Annotated in this window: 6 protein-coding genes; all 6 read right to left on the reverse strand. The window is 37.3% G+C overall.

The window, feature by feature from the left end:
• Positions 1–232 precede the first annotated feature (232 nt).
• The gene (locus NL42_RS18745) at positions 233–790 is read right to left on the reverse strand and encodes a chorismate mutase (protein WP_461313896.1); all 558 of its coding nucleotides are present in this window, start codon (positions 788–790) and stop codon (positions 233–235) included.
• A 78-nt stretch (positions 791–868) separates the two neighbouring features.
• On the reverse strand, positions 869–1552 hold the full coding sequence (locus NL42_RS18750; protein WP_461313897.1) for an SDR family NAD(P)-dependent oxidoreductase: 684 nt from the start codon (positions 1550–1552) through the stop codon (positions 869–871).
• An 11-nt stretch (positions 1553–1563) separates the two neighbouring features.
• On the reverse strand, positions 1564–2325 hold the full coding sequence (locus NL42_RS18755; RefSeq protein WP_461313898.1) for an SDR family NAD(P)-dependent oxidoreductase: 762 nt from the start codon (positions 2323–2325) through the stop codon (positions 1564–1566).
• A 7-nt stretch (positions 2326–2332) separates the two neighbouring features.
• Entirely contained in the window at positions 2333–3019 is a 687-nt protein-coding gene (locus tag NL42_RS18760; protein WP_461313899.1) for a glutathione S-transferase family protein, read from the reverse strand.
• A gap of 228 nt (positions 3020–3247) precedes the next feature.
• Complete coding sequence (locus NL42_RS18765) at positions 3248–4270, reverse strand: Csu type fimbrial protein (RefSeq protein WP_461313900.1); 1023 nt, start codon at positions 4268–4270, stop codon at positions 3248–3250.
• Positions 4261–4370 (reverse strand): hypothetical protein (locus NL42_RS18770; RefSeq protein ID WP_461313901.1); only part of this gene is annotated, 110 nt, incomplete at its 5' end. The genes NL42_RS18765 and NL42_RS18770, both read right to left, overlap by 10 nt.

Genomic DNA, 4370 nt, shown 5'->3' on the forward strand with positions numbered 1-4370 from the left:
AAATAACTTTGCCAGATTAAATAAAATTAGTGGCTGTATCTTTTTTATTCTTGCTGTTTTGCTGATTACTCAATAAATGAAAAAACAGTTGTAAACACTTTTAAGCTAAAAGCGTTTATCCCTTAAAATATTTCCGTACTCATCAGACTTCTGTTCTACAAATTTAAGCTTGAAAAGATTGCTGATTTAATTTGGATTGAATCAGCAATTTATATGCCCCGCTTTAAGAAACCTATTGTTTTAACTTAATTTTATTTAGTGTCATACATAAAACTTTTTTATCGGCCTCTTTAAGTTGAGGGTGCTGTACAGACCACATATAGCTACAGCTATGAGGTGCTTTGTTATTATTTTTCTTGAGTTCATAGGCAATATTTTTTAAAAGCTCAGTATTTAGCGTACTAATTTTTAAACGTACTTCGGCTAAATCTTGCGGTTTCCAATTAGTTTCTGGACTCGACAACCAGTCTGCGCGATATCGGTACTGAATTGCCTTCGCAACATTCATTTGCGTTACAATAAATGGCTTCACAGTTTCACTATTTAGGCCAAAAGAATCGGCTTCAGAAAGTGATTGATCAAGAACTTTCTTTTCTTGAGTTAAATCTTCAATCGGCAAATGCTGTTCTGCTTTATAACCTGCGACATCTTTCATATAAGATAAACGCTCGTTAATTAAACGAGCAGTTTGATCATATTGATATGCTTGCGCTAATGAAGAAACACACATAAAAGCTGCCAACGTACAAACTACTTTAACAGCTGGCTGAGCACTCTTAATTTTTGTCATGTAAATACCTATCGAAATTATTGTTCTGTCGTCATTTCAGATCAGTACTGTATTTTAAGAACATGCAAAAGTAAAATTTCAAGATAGGCTGAGTTCTTGGCTCCATGCCGAATCAGGCTGTTGATAGATGTGTTGGCATACTTGATTAACAGATGAAATAAAGTGTTGGTTCTGCCCATCCCATTTTTCAACCATGCAATAGGTTATATGAATACCTTTAGGATGAAACTCTCTTGCTAATGACTGAGCTAAAGCACGAATACCCGCAAACATGCTTTGGCTTAACACATCGTAGTGAGTCGAGTTGTTAAATGGCGCACCAAGAAAAATAACGGTGCCCCGCTGCTGCTTTAACATCGGCTTAATCACAGCTTGCGCTACGCTCACCGCACTTAAACCTGTGGTCTGCCAATTGTGTTCAATCTCTTCTAAAGATAAAGCCTCAATATTCGGCGAAGATGAAAAGTTCGGCTGAAACACACAGAGTTCAATTGTATGTCTTTGGCTGGAAATATAACGCACCAATTTTTTTAAATGATCTGCATTTACTAAGTTCAAATGAACTACTGTCACGCCATCGTTGATTGACTGAACTTGGATATTTTGTACAGCTGAATCATGCACAACTTGATAAAGGTGTAATGGAAATTGTGCGTTTTTATCTAGAATTACAAAATCACGTTCGATTAGATGTAAATCATGACTAGCAACAACAACACAACCCTGCTTTTTTTGAAATCTCTGACATATTTTTTTTAGCATTTTAGTCTCTCTCAAAATTTTTCTTGGTAAGGGCGTAAATCGAGTTCATGTGTCCAAAGCTTCGGCGTTTGTTGGTAAAGCATCCAATAGTTTTCTGCAATTGCATCAATATTGAGGCCACCCGTACCACGTGTAAGACGTGCTAACCGCCCCAGACCAAATAATGCTTTATTTACTCTATCGCCATCGACCATTCCATCAATAATCACATGAGCAATATGTATGCCTTGTGTTTTATAAATTTGAGCTAGATTGAGTGCATAAGCTCGCAAAGCAGATTTACCCATGGTAAAAGCTGCAAAAAAAGGTTTCCCGCGCAAAGAAGCACTCGCACCTGTAAAAATAAGCGTACCGTGGTTTTGATCTTTAAAGATTTTTAGACAGCTTTGAGAAACTAAATAAGCCGATAAAAAAGTGGATTGCCACATTTGCGTAAAAAACGACAGCGGACTTCGCAAAAAGATTGAGGGAATATTTCCCCCCACATTATGAATGACAGTAGTAATACGCTCATTTTGACTGGTGATTGTGTCAAATAGAGCTTGTACTTGTTTTATATCTTCTGCATCCAAACGGAACGCTACAGCGTCCCCACCTTTCGAATGAATTTCGGCAGCCACTGCTTCAATTTTCTGGAAAGTGCGCCCAGCGACATAAACTTTTAAACCTTCTTTTGCAAAACGATGGCATACGGCTGCGCCAATACCTTGTGATGCCCCAACGCCAATAACAACTGCACAATCTAATTTTTTATCTGGTGTTGCTAATGTCATGGTTATTTCACCCTGTTTGTTTTTTATACCATAAAGCAATAAACGGACGATCCAAAATTTCTTTACCAAATTTTTTGCTTGTGCGAACCACTTCACCAAGTTGAGCAACCACAGCAATGTCGGCAATTGTCTGAGAATCTCCAACTAACCATTCACTTTGCGATAAAACTTGTTCGATACGGTCAAGGTGTCTTCTAAACTCTGCTTCAACATTTTCAGCTTTCATCCGGCCTAGACCTTGAAAGAAAAGCTGTGTTTTTAACTCGGCTAAAATAAATCCTTTTACCATTGGCCTTTCATACGCTGGGCGACCAATACTACTAATGCGAATTGCTTCGTCTAGCGCATCTGGGTCATTGACGCGTAAATAGACTTCATAAAAATAGAGAGCTTCATCTGCCCAGTCTTCCCACAACTCTGCAAGTGCCTTTTGATTTGGATCTTCGGGATAAAGCCGTGGTGTATCTGGGTAAGTTTCTTCTAGGTAGCGAGCAATTCGGGTACTGTCTTGTATTCGCTGTCCATTATGGTCAATTACAGGTACTTTACCTACTTTACTGAGCAAAGGGACCTTAGCTCCCAGAATGCCGTTATAGTTAACTGTTTCAAATGAAATTCCTTTAAATTTCAAAATTCTTGAAACTTTCTGACAAAATGGGGAAATTTCCCATTGATGCAAAATAATATCCGACATTTGTTCACCTTTATTTTAATTGCCTGTTTTACTTTCTAGTTCTTTTTTAGAACTAACCAATAAATATACAGAATGTATTTTTAAGTCAAACTGTTTTTGATGACGAATAAGTTTTAAAATGTCAAAATTATTTGATTTATATCGTTTTATGTTCAGCTATTTTTAATGAATATAATTAAAATTACGCGGAACCATACTATTAAAATAGAACCGCGTATATTTGATAAATTAATAAGTCACTGTAACAACAACACTATCAGAATAGTTTCCTGGTTTAGTTGCAATGGAAGTACCTTGCGGAATCTTTCCATAAACTGGAGTGGTTTGCGCAATGCCTGAGCCTGTTTTTGAGACGCCTCCTGAACCACCGACATTAGTTACTCCACCCGTGGCATCCCACACCGTACTATAGTTAGAGTCTTTATATAACTGATATGGAACATAATCATTATTGTCATGTTTCATACGCCTAAATCCACCAGCAATACGGTTGTCTCCATCCCCTAAATAAATACTATACGGCGTTCCATAATTACAGGTCGTATTCACTGCTCCTTGCGCTGTGTAATCACGACTCGTCGTACCAGTATCATTAATATTGCCGAAATCTACAGTTGAGGTTGAATTTAATTGGCACAAACTTGGTACTACAAAGTTTGCTGTTAAAGTTACATTTCCAGAGTCCCAGCTGAGTAAATCACCTAAACATAACACCGCTAGAAGATCCATATCCCAAAATAGTTGAACCGTAGCTGTATAGGTTCCTTGAGGATATGCAATGAGCGACCCCGTTCGGGCTGGTACTTTCACATTTACTGAATAATTAAGAATATTATTTGAAGCAAGTGTTACCACTGGACCATACCAAACATTAGAGGTTTGGTTGGTGGTAGAAGAACCTGCTCCACCTACAGTCGCAGTGACTGTATACGGTAATGAAACACTATTAATTGCATTTGTGGTTCCCGTAAATACGGTTTTCATACACATAAATGGAGAAATCTGAGGTATTAGTCCTCCATTCGTGCAAGTAATTGTTCCTGAAAGGTTTACTGTTGCATCACTATTAATATTTGCTGCCGTGTAGGTAAACGTATTATTTGTGGTTCCAGCTACAGTACAAGCAGCATGTGCTGGACTAAGAAAGGCATAAACAAAATAAAATAAGCAAATACCTATAAAGTATTTTAAAGACAATGAAAATTTCTTATAGCTCTCTATTTGAGCCTTATTCATAATATTTAATGACATATATAAGGTCCCAATTTTTTAGTTGAGTACTGATTACTGTTATATGTGAAGTCAACTTGGCATGAACCACGATCCAGAAGATCGACTTCAAGCTTGTTTT

The organism is Acinetobacter sp. GN11 (assembly GCF_054823985.1).

Bases quoted from the DNA above. Each gene is read 5' to 3' on its own strand.
- NL42_RS18745 (WP_461313896.1), bottom strand. From the start codon at position 790: ATGACAAAAATTAAGAGTGCTCAGCCAGCTGTTAAAGTAGTTTGTACG.
- NL42_RS18750 (WP_461313897.1), bottom strand. From the start codon at position 1,552: ATGCTAAAAAAAATATGTCAGAGATTTCAAAAAAAGCAGGGTTGTGTT.
- NL42_RS18755 (WP_461313898.1), bottom strand. From the start codon at position 2,325: ATGACATTAGCAACACCAGATAAAAAATTAGATTGTGCAGTTGTTATT.
- NL42_RS18760 (WP_461313899.1), bottom strand. From the start codon at position 3,019: ATGTCGGATATTATTTTGCATCAATGGGAAATTTCCCCATTTTGTCAG.
- NL42_RS18765 (WP_461313900.1), bottom strand. From the start codon at position 4,270: ATGTCATTAAATATTATGAATAAGGCTCAAATAGAGAGCTATAAGAAA.